This window comes from Shinella sp. SUS2, assembly GCF_001262505.1.
GTDB lineage: Bacteria > Pseudomonadota > Alphaproteobacteria > Rhizobiales > Rhizobiaceae > Shinella.
The window spans coordinates 129,077-143,117 of sequence record NZ_KQ410740.1 but is presented as its reverse complement, the minus strand read 5'-3'; the positions used below and the strand labels follow the sequence as shown (position 1 = coordinate 143,117).

Sequence of the window (14,041 nt, the reverse complement as noted above, 5' to 3'; positions counted from 1 at the left end):
CCAGTTCAGGCCTTTCGCGCCGTCAGGCCACGGGCGGGGTCGTAACCCCAGATGGCGATGAGGCCGAACACGGCGAAGGCGGCGAGGGTGACGGCGAGCGCCGTAAGATTGCCCTTGGCGTAGAGGGAAAAGCGGATCAGCTCGACGGCATGGGTAAAGGGATTGAGCGCACACAGGTCCCGCAGGCGCGGCGAGGCTTCGGCCATCTTCCAGAGCGGATAGAGCGCCGAGGAGAGGAAGAACATCGGAAAGATCACGAAGTTCATCACACCTGCGAAATTCTCCAGCTGTCGGATGAAGGAGGAGAGCAGGAGACCGAGCGCGCCGAGCATCATCGCGGCGACCGCCATGGCTGGGGCGGCGGCAAGATAACCCAGCCAGGGAAAGCGAATCCCGTAAAGCGCGGCGATGGCGAGGAAGGTATAGGCCTGCAGCACGGCGATCAGGCTGCCGGCCAGCAACCGGCAGAACAGCAGCCACCAGCGTGGCAGCGGCGCGGTCAGGAGAAGCCGCATCGATCCCATCTCCCGATCATAGACGAGGCTGAGGGACGATTGCATCCCGCTGAACAGCAGGATCATGCCAACCAGCCCCGGTACGATGTATACTTCGTAGGTGATGTAGGTCTGGTAAGGCGGGGTGATGGAAAGGCCAAGCGCCGCGCGAAAGCCGGTGGCGAAGACGAAGAGCCAGACCAACGGTCGTACCAGCGCCGCGACAAGCCGCCCGCGCTGGCCGAGAAACCGCAACGCTTCCCGATAGAGGATTGCCCGAAGCGCGGTGAGGGGACGGGAACGCCGTACGCCGCCAGTTTGCGGTTCAGCTCCGTCCAGAGCCTCCGTCGTCATGCCCGTTCTCCCGTCAGTGCAAGGAAGCGGGCCGTGAGATCCGCACCGCCGATTTCTCCAGCCTCGCCGTCGGCAAGCACGCTGCCACGATGGAGGATGACAAGCCGATCGGTCTTGCGCACCTCGTCCACCAGGTGGGTCGCCCAAAGCACGGTCAGCCCGTCCGTCGAGAGGTCGTGCACGTGGGCGGTGATGGCAGCGCGTGCGGCCGCGTCGAGGCCGACCGTCGGCTCATCCAGCAGCAGCACCTGCGGCCTATGCAGGAGGGCGCGGGCGATTTCCATCCGCCTGCGGTGGCCGCCGTTGAGTTTTGCGACTTTCTCCCCTGCACGCTCTGCCATGCCGAGCCGCTCAAGTGCTGCAATCGTGCGCACCTCCGCCTCGCGCCCCGAAAGGCCATGCAGCGCGGCGAAGTAGAGGAGGTTGTGCCGGACGGTGAGATCCGGATCGAGCGTGGAGGCCTGGAAGACGGCGCCCATGCGGGCGAGGGCGGCGCGTGGCGCGCGCGCCATGTCAAAGCCCGCCATCACGATCCGGCCGGCACGTGGCGTGAAAAGCCGCGTGAGCATTCCGAACAGTGTCGACTTCCCGGCACCGTTCGGCCCGAGCAGGGCGCAAAAGCGGCCGGATTCGACGGAAAACGACACGTCATCGAGCGCGCGGCGCGCGCCCCAATCATGACTGATGCCCTCCACCGTCAAACCGCCCATGGTCGACTACTCTATGGTGATTGCGACCTGTTGGCTGTCGCCTGTGCTACCGGGAACCTTCAGGTGGTAGCTGCCCGGCTTGATCGCAACGAAGCTGATTTCCGCCTCGCCCGCCTCGTCGAATTCGATGGAATCGATGCCGAGGGGACGGATCTCGATACCCTCAATGACGATCTCGTTGATCCACACAGCCCTGAAGAACCCGGCTCCTTCCAGCGCCAGCTCCTGGCTGCCATCCGCTTCGATCTTCACTGTGTAGTACTTCCCCGACTTCAGCGTCAGCGGCACCTTGGAAACCGGCTGTCCAGCCGAGAGCGTGATGTTTGGCAGGCTCTGGCGGTTGGATTTCGACAAGAGGCCGGCGAGCCCCAGGCCCGCCTCGGGTTTGGCGTCGTCTTCATCATCCGCCTGCGCGGCGAAGGGTATGGCGGCGAGTATGATTGCGGCCAGAATTGCTTTCTTCATCTTATCCTCCCTCTCAAAAAGTCATGGACGGGTCGCCGCACCCCAGGGGAAACGGCCGACCTTGATGGATTTCACGGGTTCCAGCGTGGCGACATCGACCACGGTGACGTCCCCTGAAACACCGTTGGTGGTGAAGAGCTGCGTGTGGTCGGGCGAAAACGCGAGGTGCCAGACACGACGGCCGACAAGCACGTATTTCTGGACCACAAACGTATCGGCATCGATCACCGCCACGTGATTGGACGGTCCGAGCGCGACGAACGCCGTCTTGCCATCGGGCGTGAACTCGAAGCCGACGGGCTGGATGAGGTCGGCGTTGACACCCGTGATCTCGAAGCGGATCTTCGCCTTTTCCGCCTGGGTGGCGACATCGAAAACGGTAATCGTTCCGCCAATCTCCGAGGAGACCCACAGTTCTGCCCCTTCCCTGGCGAATTCGGCATGACGCGGGCGGGAATCCACCAGTGTGTTGGCGAAGATCGCCTTCTTCTCCGTGTCGATCCAATGGGCCATATTCGTCGTTTCCGAGGTGGTGATGACGATCTTGCCGGCCGGTGAGACAGCCATGCCCTCGGGCTCGATGCCGACATTGATCTGGCCCACGACCTTGCGCGTCTCGACATCGACGACGGTCGTCACCGCGTCGTCCTCATTGGCGATCCACAGATGCCTGTCGTCCGGCGCGAGAACGAATTGCTCGGGATCCTCCCCGGAGGGAAGGTCATGCAGGATCTCGCCGGTTGCCGGATCCATCACCTGGACCGTGTCGCTGTCGGACGCACAAATGTAGACGCGGCTGTGGTCGGAATTGAACGTGATGCCGCGGGGTCGCTCACCGGTCTTGATAGTACGCACGACCTCGAGGGTCGCCGTGTCGATTACGGAGATCGTATCGTCCTTCTCATTCGTCACCCAAATCTCGCCGGCCAGAGCCTGGAGCGGGGCAGCGACCAGAAGCGGGGCGATCAACAGGACCGGAAATCTCATTTCATCCTCCAAAGGCAGTGCAGGCGCTTTCGGGCCGGTCGAGGCCCAGCGTGTCCATTTCGTTGGTCTGGTGCAGATAGCCGTCGAGCGGTGTCAACTCGACCAAGGCGCGGGCATTGACGACCGCCATGGGTTGGCGGAGTTGCCCGTTCCAGGCGCGATAACTGAGGCTGCGGCCCTTGAAGCCGTCGAGGGCGAATTTGTCCGAGAGGATGAAGCCGCGGATCACCGCGGGATCCGCGGTGTTGGTGCGTGTCACCGCTTCGCCGATGCTGCGCAGTGCCGTCCAGGCCGCGTAGTCGCGGGAGCCCATCTCGCGCCCGGCAGCCTTCTCGAACCGGTTCTGCAACTGCACGGCCGCCCATTGCTCGAGCACCGGTGCCCAGCCTTCGCCGCGAAGTCCGTCCGAGCCTGCGACGGGACGGGGCAGCCAGGTGTTGTCAGCGACATAGCGGGCAAAATCATCTGCCTCGTCGGCGATCAAAAGCACGTCGTGATCGGGAAAATCCTGGGTGAAGAGCGGAATTTCCTGCCCGGCAGCGCGACGCAGGTCCGTATCGAAGGACCACTCCTTCGAGGCGAGGATTTCGACGCCGAATTTTTGCGCCGAGGCGCGCAGGGTCTCGGCGAAGGCGCGATCCTCCGGTTTCGGGCCGGCGATCATCACCGTCCGTGTCCACCGGCGGGCTTTCAGTACCTGCATAAGGGCGTCGCTACGCATGGCATCTTCGGTCATGGTATGCAGCAGATTGGGGCGGCACTCGACATCGCGCAGTCGCCGTTCGCCCGAGCCGACGTTGAAGAGAAGGGCGTTCCGGGCCTCCGGCAAGTCCGCGACTGCAAGAATGCCTTCCGGCGTGGCATCGAGGAACAGGATTTTGGAGGCCGAAAGTGCCTTGCGAGCCGCGTCGAGAAAATCGCCGCCGGGCTCCACAGAGATGACGGAGAGGCTGTAGTCGTGACCCATGAAGCTGCCGGTCGTCTTCGTATCGGTCAGAGCAACCTGCGCGCCCGCAATGCCACGATCCTCTGGGATGGGGTCGAGATTGGAGAGCACCGGCGGTGCCGCCACCTCCTGCCGAAGATAGGTCATCGGTATGGCGATCGTGGCTGCAGCCGACGAAGCGCAAAAGACGAACGCGGCCGCAAGGCAAAGCCCCTCGCGGCGCAGCATGAAGCGTACCGGCATGTCTCATCCTCCTGAAGGCGAGCATGGCGGCAGCGCATGAACCCCGAAATACGACCTTGGTGCCATGGGGCGGGGCGACCTAGGTCGCATATCGCCGCGGCCGGGGCTTACCGTAGAAAAATGGCAGTAGGAAATGCGAGGGAGGACCGCATGTCGGCCAATATCATTCGCGGCGGGATCGCTGCTTTCATCCTCTTGGCGACGACGAGCATCGTGATCGCCCATGGCGACGTGGCGCCGCAGCCGGTCAACACGGATGCCCTGCCTGACGTGGGCGAGGAGTGGCTGACCGAGAATCCCTATCGCGAGGCGGCGATCGGTCACGAGGCCTGGCTGAAGGCGGTGGAGATCGGCGCTTCGGGCTTCAACCAGAACTGCGCGCGCTGTCATGGCCTCGGCGCGGTTTCGGGCGGGCTTGCGCCGGACTTGCGCTTCCTTGAGGCCGAGGAAGCCGGCGACGAGTGGTTCATGGAACGCTTCCGCCACGGCTACACCCAGGACGGCACGACGAAGATGCCGGCTTTCGGCGACATTCTCGGTCAGAAGGCAGCCTGGGCGATCCGCACCTATGTGGAAACCCGGCCAGAAGATGGGGCGCTCGACAACCATGCCCAGCGCCTGCATGAGATCCGCGACGAACTGGGCAGCGGCAAGGTGGCTGATACGGCAGCGCTCAGGAAGGAACTGGAGACGATCGCGTCCGAAGTAAAGACCGCGTCCGGCGCTCCCGTGGCCGACAGCGTGACCTACGAGGCAGCACGCATTCTCTCCGAAACGCCGGAAAGCTGGAAGAAGGCGGCGGAAGTGCTGACGGTCGGCCTTTCGGCCACGCAGTAACGCGCATGCTCCGCCGTGCTCTTCTGGCCCTTGTCCTCGGCGTCGCCCTCCCGGGCGGCGCTTTTGCGCGTTGCGAGGACTACAAGCCTCAACCCAAACCGCAGAACACTTTCGCGCAGGATGTCGGTCGCGATTTCGACCGGATTCTTGAAGAAGGCTGGATAGAATTCGCCGTCTATGCGGACTATGCGCCTTGGTCCTATGAGGAAAAGGGCAAAGCAGTCGGTGTCGACGTCGAGATCGGGCGGCTGATCGCCAAGGGCCTTGGTGTCGAGGCGAAATTCCGCCTCGTTGCCGCCGGGGAAAACCTGGAGGCGGACCTCCTGAACTATGTCTGGAAGGGCGCGACCGTCGGCGGCCGCGTCAGCGACGTGATGCTGCATGTGCCCTATGACAGTGCCCTCGTCTGCCGTATCGAGCAGGTTACCTTCACCGGACAATATGCCACGGAAAGCATCGCGATCGCCTATCGTGCGGCTGACTATGCGGAGAAAGGGCCGACGCCGCCCTTCTTCCGCTTCGATCCGGTTGCCGTCGAGAACGATTCCATCGCCGATTTCTACCTCACTTCCCTGATTGGCCCCGTCGACAAGATCCATCGGTACCGGTCGGTGGCTGCGGCAATGGATGGGCTGGCGGAGGGCGTAACCAAGGCTGCGATGGGTCCGCGTGCGGAGCTGGAAGCCGGGCTCGTGCGCCATCCGGAAAGCGGGTTGACGGTGCACGCCCCACCGCTTGTCGGCTTTGCCCGGGGAAGCTGGACGGTCGGCATCGGCATCAACTTCCAGCACAAGGACCTCGCCTATGCCGTCGACGAAGCTATCGCGGCGGCGCTCGCCGACGGTGAGATCGCGCGTATCTTCGCGGCCCACGGCCTGACCTTCACCCCGCCCACGCGCTAAGGTTCAGAACGTCGAAACATCGCCGGCGAAATCCATTGCCGTTACCCGCGTCACCGCAGGGCAGCGGTGGAGCGCGGCGCGTATCGCCTCGCCGGGCGTCAGGCAAAAGGCCGTTGAGAAGCCATCGGCCAGTGCGGCGTTCTCTGCCTCCACCGAAACTGTCGACCAGCCCGGCGTTTCACCACGTGGGCCGAGGATATGAAAGCCGCCCCCGATCCGCATCGCCGTCGGGCTTGACGTGGCAACGGCATTGCCCGAAAGGCGGCGGGTGGCGATTTCGCCGAGGGCTGGATCTTCGATGGAAATGTGGAACGGCCCACCGAGTGCCGCGAACTCCCCCATATCGACGAGCGCATCGCGATAGCCTGCCTCCTGCAGCAGTCCACGCACCCGGTCGGCGGCATAGCCCTGCGCGATACCGTTGAAGGTCAATGCCTGTCCCTTGTCGAGCCGGATCGGCGGGCCGACCTGTACCCGTGCCAGGCCGATCGCGGCGTGCGCGGGCGCGGGGTCGCGCCCTTCCGCCAGAGCACGCCAAAGTGGCTGGATCGTCGGATCGAAACGTCCGTCCGTCATCGCATGCATTTCCCCGGAAAGGCGCATCAGGTCGAGAAGGACAGGGGGCGGATCGTCGAGCCGTCCTGCGGCATTCAAGCGGCTGAGGGCGGAATCGGAGTTGAAGAGGCTTGCTGCAGCCTCCACCTCCGCGATTGCCGCGCCGATCCGGGTGGCGACATCCTGCGCAAGATCACGCGGGCCCCGCAGATCGACGCGCACCGTGCCGCCGAGCATGTCTGCCTGCCAGCGCGTGAACCCGGCGCGGGCGGCGCCGGGAAAGGCGGCCACCGCGGCGGTTATCAGAAGAAAGCGGCGTCGGTTCATGCCCGTGCCACCCGCTGGCTTGGTGCACTCTTCCGGCGGGCCAGCACGAGCGGCACGCATTGCGCGCCGTCATCGTGGATCGAGACGCAGTCGAGGCATTGGAAACATTGCGAATAGGCGATCTCGCCTGTCTTGCGGATGGCGCCATAGGGGCAGCGTACTCGGCAAAGCTGGCAGGGCGAACCGCATTCTGCACGGCGGGGAATCCATCGGCGCAGCCGCAGCAGGCCACCGATGGCCATGAGCGCCCCCAGCGGACAGACATAACGGCAGAAGCCTTTGAAGGTGACCATGGCAAGCAGCAGCCAGAATCCGGCATAGGCGACATAGTACCATTCACGTTGGAACAAGGTGGTGATTGCCGTCTTGAAGGGCTCGATCTCGGCTGCCGTCTCAGCCTTTTCCGGCGCGAGCACCGCGACCGCGAGGAGGCCGGCAAGCGCAAGCCACGCGCCGGCCTTCAACCGGCTGTCCCAGACAGGGGAGGGGTTCCACTGCGGCAGCCGCAGCAGCCTGCCAACATGGTGGGCGAATTCCTGCATGGCACCGAAGGGGCAGAGCCAGCCGCAGAAAAGGCCGCGCCCCCACAGCACGAAACCAAGAATGGCAGCCCCCCAGATCAGCAGCGAGAAGGGATCGTAGAGCAACACGGTGAGACTGCCGCCATCGACCGCCGTCCGCAGCACGGCGAGCGGCGTGACGATCGAAAGCTGGCCTTGCCCCCACCAGCCGACGAACACGACGACAAGCGCCAGGAGGGCGAGCCGTGCCGGACGCAGCGTGGCGGGTTGAGCGAGACGATGCATGCCGGGGCCGACCGCCGCCAGCAGCCCTGTCAGAAGCACGCCGAGCGCGGCGAGATCCCATTTCCGATCGGCCAGTGCCGCCTGCCATGGCGCCAACGCAGCCGCAACCACCGGACGGCTGAAGAAGGCGGGGTCAGCCCTGAGGACGAGCGGGAAATGGACGGAGCCGACCTCCGGCTTCAGCATGCCATGCATGCGCACGGCCTGTGCGGAGAGCGTCCAGTCCCGCGTCGGGTCGAAGCCAAGGCGACGGTCGATACGCAGAAGCATCGTCGTGCCCAGCGGCACGCCCGTCCGTGTCTCTACCGCAAGGTCGGCATCGCGCAGCGCGACGGGCAGGCCGTCCTGCTCTGCCGCCAGGCGGTCCGGTGCCGTGTTGCGCACGAAATCCGGCGACACGAGGCCATGGCGCCCAGCTTCGATGAGGAGGATGGGCTCGTCATCGGGAGAGATGCGCGCAAGGCGCTGGAGGTCGGCAAAGCTTTCATCGTCCAGCACAGCGCGCGCGATGGCCGGCGGACCGATGTCGACCGCCCAGAGATCAAGGAAAAGCCCCTCTGGATCCGCTGCTGCCTCCGGGTCGTCATGCGCCCAGATCGTCTTGCCGAACGCCGCATCGAGCGCAGCGTTGGTAACCGTGAGGTTCCGGACGAGGCCGCGCTCGACCAGCATCGACCAATCAAGCACCTCATCGACTGCCGGATCGGGGTGTACCGGCGGGCCGCTCACCACGCCCTGCATCTTCTCGCGCACCACGTCGAGCGTTGCGGCGAGGATCGATTCATGGGCGATGCGCACCGACGCCGTCGCCTTGGTTACGCCGTCGAGATAGACGAGATCGGAGCCATTGCCGGCCTCGCCATAGGGTGTGCCGACGACCAGCGGCTCGCGGATCGAATGCCCGCGATACTGTTCGAGAAAGGCGCGCAAGGGCGCCTCTCCCAGGCCGGAAACGAAGATGGGCTCGTTGTGCGAAAGGAGCCTGATGTCAAGAAAGCGGCCATCCCGGTCGATTGTCACAAGCATGTTGATCGGCGCGCCTGAAAAGCCGGGCAGCGGTGCGAGCGGCCCCGTCTCGAAGACATAGCCGGCCTCCGCCCCACCGGAGTTGAGCAGCGTCCAGACGCCCTTGTCGTTGACCGGCTCTCCCAGCGCATAGGGTGGCACGATCATGCTGGCCAGCGCCTGGTGGTCGAGCACGGCCGCCGGCGCGTTCCGGCCACACAGAAGAAGGCCGAGGATAAAAATGCTCAGCAGCAGGCCGCATCGCGCCAAGCCTCTTTCCATCGCCGGATCCTCCCGTCCCGATTTCTATGCACCTGTCGGAAGGCCGCCATACGACCAAGGTCGCGGATCGGCGGCATGGTTCGGCGGCTATAGTCGGGGTGGGAGATTTCCGATGACGCAGATCCATGCCGAAGACCGCCCGTCGGTTGGCGTCTTCTTTCTATCCCTCGGCCTCTTTGGCCTGTTCTGGGCGGCGCTTGCCGGCCTGAAGGCCGACCCGACGGTCTTGCCGGGGCCTGTCGACGTGGCGCGGGTCTTCTGGTCGGAAACCATCGCAGGGCGCCTGCCGCGCGAACTTTTTGCAACGCTGCTGCGCGTTGTCGTTTCCTTTACGCTCGCCATGGCGGCCGGCAGCCTGCTCGGCTTCCTTCTTGGACGCTATCGGGCCCTCAACCGCTGGGCCGACCCCTGGGTCACGATCTTCATGAACCTGCCGGCACTCGTGCTGATCGTGCTTTGCTATCTCTGGATCGGGCTCAACGAACTGGCAGCCATCGTCGCGGTGACCCTCAACAAGACGGCCATGGTTATGATCACCGTGCGGCAGGGCGTGCGTGCCTTCGATCCGGCGCTGGAGGACCTTGCCGCCGTCGCCCGCCTGTCCGGTCACGAGCGCCTTCGCCATCTTGTGCTGCCGCAGCTTGCACCCTGGCTCGCGGTCGCCGCGCGTAACGGCATCGCCGTGATCTGGAAGATCGTTCTCGTCGTCGAATTCCTCGGCCGGTCGAATGGCATAGGCTTTCGCATCCACCTCTATTTCCAGCAGTTCGAGACCACCCATGTGCTGGTCTATTCCCTCGCATTCGTCGCCGTCATGCTGGTCGTCGAACACGGGATCATCCAGCGCTGGGAAGCCCGTGCAGCTCATTGGAAAAACCGATAGAAAGCGAGCGCCGGTCGCTCCATCGGGGGGAGGGGTAGACATATCGTGCGGCACGTAGGAGACGGGGTGTCCCATCCCGGCGGTTCAATGTAGCTTGCTGGGCGATTCTCCGCTTCGTCACCGCTCCGCAGGCCTATGGAAACCTCACTCTATCTGCCCGTCAAAGACTTCCTCGAAAAGGCCGGCTATGTCGTCAAGGGGGAAATCGGCGGCTGCGATCTCGTCGGGCTGAGCAACGACGATCCGCCCGTCGTCGTGATCTGCGAGCTGAAGCTGACGTTCAACCTGGAGCTCATCCTCCAGGCCGTAGACCGGGCTGCCGTCTCGGACGAGGTCTGGATCGCCGCAAGGGTCTCGGCGAGGGGCAGGGGGCGGGAATCCGACAAGCGCTACCGCGACCTCTGCCGCCGGCTCGGCATCGGCATGCTCGGCGTTTCCGATGCCGATGACGTCAGCGTCATCGTCGGTTCCATATCCCCCATGCCGCGAACCAATCCGAAGCGCCGGTCGCGGCTGATGCGGGAGCACCAGAAGCGGCGCGGCGATCCGGCCCGCGGCGGCAGCACCCGTGCACCGGTCATGACAGCCTACCGCCAGCAGGCGCTCGGCTGCGCCGCGGCGCTTGCCGGTGGGCCGCTGCCCGTACGCGCTGTGCGCGCCAATGTGCCGGACGCCGGTAAAATCCTGCTTTCCAATGTCTACGGCTGGTTCGAGCGCCTCGACAGGGGCGTCTATGGCCTGACGGACACCGGGCGAGACGCGCTGCAGCGGTGGCCGCAGCCGGAAACCTCGTCGCCTTAACGGCGACGGTGATCGCGTTTCAATGATCGCTACATAGAAAACGGAACGGCGGCTTCACACATCACGACCCTCATGAAATTGCGCGCTATGCTTGAAATGGCGTTCGTACCAAAAGCCATGATAGCCGAGGCACGGGTTCTGTTGCACGCTGAGGATGACGACAACCTGTCGTCCGCCTTTCGATCTTTAGCCCGGAGAGGCGATCATAGCCAGATCGCGTCATCTGCTATTGGAATGTTTGACACATGGTTTTGAGAAGGTGCTGAGCGAACCGCGTTAGCTGAGGCAGTGCGTCGCCAGTTGTCTGATGAGAACAGACGGGTGGGGAAAAACGGTCTTTCCATTCGGCACGCTCGCTACGAGCATCTTTATTCAGATAAACATGAATTGAAAGCACCACTTTTTTACTAAAATACGGCATCTTGCCAGCCGGCGTTGGTTGACCTACTCGTGGCGCATAAGAAGCTGGGCCGGCGAACATGCGGTTCGGTGGCGCTGCCTTTGAGCAGCCGTGTACCTCTAGACGTTGGGATTGCGATGAACCTGTACCTGGACTATCTGGCCGAGATCAAAAGCAGAGAAACGCAAGGGCTCGCTCCCAAGCCGATTGATGATGGCGCGCTAGTCGGCGAAATCATTGCATTGATTGAAGATGCCGGTAGCGAGCATCGCAAGGACGCCCTGAACTTCTTTATCTACAATACGCTGCCGGGCACGACGAGTGCTGCCGGGGTCAAGGCTGCTTTCCTCAAGAAGATCATCCTCGGCGAAACTGTCGTCCCGGAGATCACCCCCGAGTTCGCCCTCGAACTCCTGTCGCACATGAAGGGCGGGCCCTCGGTCGAAGTGCTGCTCGACATCGCGCTTGGCGAGGATGCTGCAATTTCCGGGCAAGCCGGTGAGGTGCTGAAGACGCAGGTCTTCCTCTACGACGCTGACATGTTCCGTCTGCGAGACGCCTTCAAGGCTGGCAATGCGGTCGCGAAGGGCATTCTCGAAAGCTATGCCAAGGCCGAGTTCTTCACCAAGCTTCCGGATGTCGAGGACGAAATCAAGGTCGTGACCTTCATCGCCGCCGAAGGCGATATCTCGACCGACCTTCTGTCGCCCGGCAACCAGGCGCATTCGCGTTCGGACCGTCAGCTGCACGGCCAATGCATGATTACGCCCGAAGCGCAGCAGGAAATCGTCGCGCTGCAGAAGCAGCACCCGGACAAGCGCGTGATGATGATTGCCGAGAAGGGCACGATGGGCGTCGGTTCGTCGCGCATGTCGGGCGTCAACAACGTGGCGCTCTGGACCGGCAAGCAGGCCAGCCCCTATGTGCCCTTCGTCAACTTCGCACCGGTCGTCGCGGGCACCAACGGCATTTCGCCGATCTTCGCGACCACGGTCGACGTGACCGGCGGTATCGGCATTAACCTGAAGAACTGGACCAAGAAGACCGGTGAAGACGGCAAGCCGATCCTCAACAACGACGGTAACCCGGTCCTTGAGCAGAAGTTCTCGGTCGAGACTGGCACGGTCCTGAAGATCGACGTGAAGAACAAGAAGCTCCGTGGCGAGGACGGCGCGGAACTGGTCGATGTCGCTGCTGCTTTCACACCGCAGAAGATGGAGTTCATGAAGGCCGGCAGCTCCTATGCTATCGTCTTCGGCAAGAAGCTCCAGACATTTGCTGCCCAGACCCTCGGTGTGGAGCAGACCCCGGTCTTTGCCCCGAACAAGGAAATCACCGTCGAGGGTCAGGGCCTGACCGCGGTCGAGAAGATCTTCAACCGCAATGCCGTCGGTGTGACGCCGGGCAAGGTCCTGCATGCAGGATCCGACGTTCGCGTGAAGGTGAACATTGTCGGGTCGCAGGACACCACCGGCCTGATGACCGCGCAGGAGCTCGAGGCGATGGCGGCGACCGTCATCTCGCCGCTCGTGGACGGCGCCTATCAGTCGGGCTGCCATACGGCGTCCGTCTGGGACAAGAAAGCACAGGCGAACATTCCGAAGCTCATGTCCTTCATGAACAATTTCGGCCTGATCACTGCGCGGGACCCGAAGGGTGTCTATCACGCGATGACGGACGTCATCCACAAGGTGCTGAACGACATCACCGTGGACGACTGGGCGATCATCATCGGCGGCGACAGCCACACCCGCATGTCCAAGGGCGTGGCCTTCGGCGCGGACTCCGGCACCGTGGCACTTGCCCTGGCCACCGGCGAGGCGACCATGCCGATCCCGCAATCGGTCAAGGTGACCTTCAAGGGTACGATGCAGCCGCACATGGACTTCCGTGACGTGGTGCATGCGACCCAGGCACAGATGCTCAAGCAATGTGGCGATAACGTCTTCCAGGGTCGTATCATCGAAGTCCATATCGGCACGCTGCTCGCCGACCAGGCCTTCACCTTCACCGACTGGACGGCCGAGATGAAGGCCAAGGCCTCGATCTGCATTTCGCAGGACGAGACGCTGATCGAGTCGCTGGAAATCGCCAAGTCGCGCATCCAGATCATGATCGACAAGGGCATGGAAAATACTGCAGGCACGCTGAAGGGCCTGATTGCCAAGGCGGATGCACGCATTGCCGAGATTCGCTCGGGCGAAAAGCCAGCGCTTGCGCCGGATGACAATGCGAAGTACTTCGCGGAAGTCGTCGTGGATCTGGACGTGATCGATGAGCCGATGATCGCCGACCCGGACGTGAACAACGCCGATGTTTCGAAGCGCTACACCCATGATACGATCCGTCCGGTTTCGTACTACGGCGGCAACAAGAAGGTCGATCTCGGCTTCGTGGGCTCCTGCATGGTACACAAGGGCGACGTGAAGATCGTGGCTCAGATGCTGAAGAACATCGAGAAGGCCGAAGGCAAGGTCGAGTTCAAGGCCCCGCTCGTGGTGGCCGCGCCGACCTACAACATCATCGACGAACTGAAGGCCGAAGGGGATTGGGAAATCCTGCAGAAGTATTCGGGTTTCGAGTTCGATGATCTGCAGCCGAAGACCAGCAACCGGACCGAATACGAAAACATCCTCTACCTCGAGCGCCCGGGCTGTAACCTCTGCATGGGCAACCAGGAGAAGGCCGAGAAGGGCGATACCGTTCTGGCAACCTCGACCCGTCTGTTCCAGGGCCGCGTGGTGGAAGACACTGCCGAAAAGAAGGGTGAGTCGCTTCTCGCCTCGACCCCGGTGGTCGTGCTCTCGGCGATCCTGGGCCGGACGCCAAGTGCGGAAGAGTACAAGGCTGCGGTCGAAGGGATCGATCTGACGAAGTTCGCGCCGCCGAAAGTGGCTCCGATCGATCCCCGTTCGGTCCAGTACTGAGGGTTTCCGCTAGAGGATGGCATCGCAAACCTGATGCCGATAACGTGAAGGCCGGCGGGTATGCCCGCCGGCAGAGCACGCGGTCGAGCGCAAGCTCATCCGCCGCCGCTACCAGAT

At 63.3% G+C, this 14,041-nt stretch carries 12 protein-coding genes; 5 read left to right on the top strand and 7 right to left on the bottom strand.

Annotation, left to right across the window (positions count from 1 at the left end):
* Window positions 1-5 precede the first annotated feature (5 nt).
* The 5 genes from AKG11_RS25395 to AKG11_RS25375 are packed head-to-tail and all read right to left on the bottom strand — an operon-like array spanning window position 6 to window position 4,199.
* The gene (locus tag AKG11_RS25395; protein WP_082342647.1) at window positions 6-848 is read right to left on the bottom strand and encodes an ABC transporter permease; all 843 of its coding nucleotides are present in this window, start codon (window positions 846-848) and stop codon (window positions 6-8) included.
* A complete protein-coding gene (locus AKG11_RS25390) occupies window positions 845-1,558 on the bottom strand; it encodes an ABC transporter ATP-binding protein (protein WP_050745937.1) in 714 nt (237 codons plus the stop codon). The genes AKG11_RS25395 and AKG11_RS25390 overlap by 4 nt, the downstream gene beginning before the upstream one ends.
* Window positions 1,559-1,564: 6 nt before the next feature.
* On the bottom strand, window positions 1,565-2,023 hold the full coding sequence (locus AKG11_RS25385) for a cupredoxin domain-containing protein (protein WP_050745936.1): 459 nt from the start codon (window positions 2,021-2,023) through the stop codon (window positions 1,565-1,567).
* A gap of 21 nt (window positions 2,024-2,044) precedes the next feature.
* On the bottom strand, window positions 2,045-3,010 hold the full coding sequence (locus tag AKG11_RS25380) for a YVTN family beta-propeller repeat protein (protein WP_050745935.1): 966 nt from the start codon (window positions 3,008-3,010) through the stop codon (window positions 2,045-2,047).
* A gap of 1 nt (window position 3,011) precedes the next feature.
* The gene (locus tag AKG11_RS25375) at window positions 3,012-4,199 is read right to left on the bottom strand and encodes an ABC transporter substrate-binding protein (protein WP_050745934.1); all 1,188 of its coding nucleotides are present in this window, start codon (window positions 4,197-4,199) and stop codon (window positions 3,012-3,014) included.
* Between the two features lie 150 nt (window positions 4,200-4,349).
* On the opposite strand from AKG11_RS25375, the gene pedF reads away from it, so the two are divergent.
* On the top strand, window positions 4,350-5,036 hold the full coding sequence (gene pedF, locus AKG11_RS25370; protein ID WP_023513585.1) for a cytochrome c-550 PedF: 687 nt from the start codon (window positions 4,350-4,352) through the stop codon (window positions 5,034-5,036).
* A 5-nt stretch (window positions 5,037-5,041) separates the two neighbouring features.
* Entirely contained in the window at window positions 5,042-5,938 is an 897-nt protein-coding gene (locus tag AKG11_RS25365) for a substrate-binding periplasmic protein (protein ID WP_023513584.1), read from the top strand.
* A 3-nt stretch (window positions 5,939-5,941) separates the two neighbouring features.
* Here AKG11_RS25365 and AKG11_RS25360 read toward each other — a convergent pair whose 3' ends face one another.
* Together AKG11_RS25360 and AKG11_RS25355 are read right to left on the bottom strand one after the other, a co-directional pair.
* Window positions 5,942-6,820: an FAD:protein FMN transferase gene (locus tag AKG11_RS25360; protein ID WP_050745933.1), complete on the bottom strand. Its 879-nt coding sequence runs from the start codon at window positions 6,818-6,820 to the stop codon at window positions 5,942-5,944.
* A complete protein-coding gene (locus tag AKG11_RS25355; RefSeq protein ID WP_050745932.1) occupies window positions 6,817-8,913 on the bottom strand; it encodes a 4Fe-4S binding protein in 2,097 nt (698 codons plus the stop codon). Before AKG11_RS25355 ends, AKG11_RS25360 begins: the two co-directional genes overlap by 4 nt.
* Before the next feature lie 112 nt (window positions 8,914-9,025).
* On the opposite strand from AKG11_RS25355, the gene AKG11_RS25350 reads away from it, so the two are divergent.
* The 3 genes from AKG11_RS25350 (at window position 9,026) to AKG11_RS25340 (ending at window position 13,924) form a co-directional block, all read left to right on the top strand.
* On the top strand, window positions 9,026-9,796 hold the full coding sequence (locus AKG11_RS25350; protein ID WP_023513581.1) for an ABC transporter permease: 771 nt from the start codon (window positions 9,026-9,028) through the stop codon (window positions 9,794-9,796).
* 135 nt (window positions 9,797-9,931) lie between these two features.
* On the top strand, window positions 9,932-10,597 hold the full coding sequence (locus tag AKG11_RS25345) for a DUF2161 domain-containing phosphodiesterase (RefSeq protein ID WP_050745931.1): 666 nt from the start codon (window positions 9,932-9,934) through the stop codon (window positions 10,595-10,597).
* 537 nt (window positions 10,598-11,134) lie between these two features.
* Window positions 11,135-13,924: a bifunctional aconitate hydratase 2/2-methylisocitrate dehydratase gene (locus AKG11_RS25340; protein WP_050745930.1), complete on the top strand. Its 2,790-nt coding sequence runs from the start codon at window positions 11,135-11,137 to the stop codon at window positions 13,922-13,924.
* The last annotated feature ends 117 nt before the right edge of the window (window positions 13,925-14,041 follow it).

Excerpts from the sequence above, each read along its gene's own strand:
- AKG11_RS25345 (WP_050745931.1), top strand. The coding sequence starts at position 9,932 with ATGGAAACCTCACTCTATCTGCCCGTCAAAGACTTCCTCGAAAAGGCC.
- AKG11_RS25380 (WP_050745935.1), bottom strand. The coding sequence starts at position 3,010 with ATGAGATTTCCGGTCCTGTTGATCGCCCCGCTTCTGGTCGCTGCCCCG.
- AKG11_RS25350 (WP_023513581.1), top strand. The coding sequence starts at position 9,026 with ATGACGCAGATCCATGCCGAAGACCGCCCGTCGGTTGGCGTCTTCTTT.
- AKG11_RS25355 (WP_050745932.1), bottom strand. The coding sequence starts at position 8,913 with ATGGAAAGAGGCTTGGCGCGATGCGGCCTGCTGCTGAGCATTTTTATC.
- pedF (WP_023513585.1), top strand. The coding sequence starts at position 4,350 with ATGTCGGCCAATATCATTCGCGGCGGGATCGCTGCTTTCATCCTCTTG.
- AKG11_RS25340 (WP_050745930.1), top strand. The coding sequence starts at position 11,135 with ATGAACCTGTACCTGGACTATCTGGCCGAGATCAAAAGCAGAGAAACG.
- AKG11_RS25395 (WP_082342647.1), bottom strand. The coding sequence starts at position 848 with ATGACGACGGAGGCTCTGGACGGAGCTGAACCGCAAACTGGCGGCGTA.
- AKG11_RS25375 (WP_050745934.1), bottom strand. The coding sequence starts at position 4,199 with ATGCCGGTACGCTTCATGCTGCGCCGCGAGGGGCTTTGCCTTGCGGCC.
- AKG11_RS25385 (WP_050745936.1), bottom strand. The coding sequence starts at position 2,023 with ATGAAGAAAGCAATTCTGGCCGCAATCATACTCGCCGCCATACCCTTC.
- AKG11_RS25365 (WP_023513584.1), top strand. The coding sequence starts at position 5,042 with ATGCTCCGCCGTGCTCTTCTGGCCCTTGTCCTCGGCGTCGCCCTCCCG.
- AKG11_RS25390 (WP_050745937.1), bottom strand. The coding sequence starts at position 1,558 with ATGGGCGGTTTGACGGTGGAGGGCATCAGTCATGATTGGGGCGCGCGC.
- AKG11_RS25360 (WP_050745933.1), bottom strand. The coding sequence starts at position 6,820 with ATGAACCGACGCCGCTTTCTTCTGATAACCGCCGCGGTGGCCGCCTTT.